Origin of the sequence: Clostridium sp. UMB9555A (genome assembly GCF_030222355.1) — a bacterium.
Lineage (GTDB): Bacteria > Bacillota > Clostridia > Clostridiales > Clostridiaceae > Sarcina > Sarcina perfringens.
In genome coordinates, this window is the sequence record NZ_JASORQ010000052.1 from 1 (window position 1) to 237 (window position 237).

Genomic DNA, 237 nt, shown 5'->3' on the forward strand with positions numbered 1-237 from the left:
ATAACTGTTAAATTTTTAGAGAGTTATATTAATACAGTCATTGAGAACACTAGAAATACATATTATTCAAATTATAGGAAATATATCAAGAACAATGCGAACAACAGAGTTCTACCAAACTTTACAGAAAGAAATTATTCAAAGGATTATTGGAAATACCTAGAAGAAAATCTATGTTTTAATTAACAATTTAACAATTAATAGAATTTATTGTTAAAAAATAGATTATAAATAAAC

At 21.5% G+C, this 237-nt stretch carries 1 pseudogene; it reads left to right on the forward strand.

The annotated features are described in order from the left end of the window. A pseudogene (locus QP548_RS16925) lies at positions 1–186 on the forward strand (plasmid replication protein); the annotation flags it as partial. Positions 187–237 lie beyond the last annotated feature (51 nt).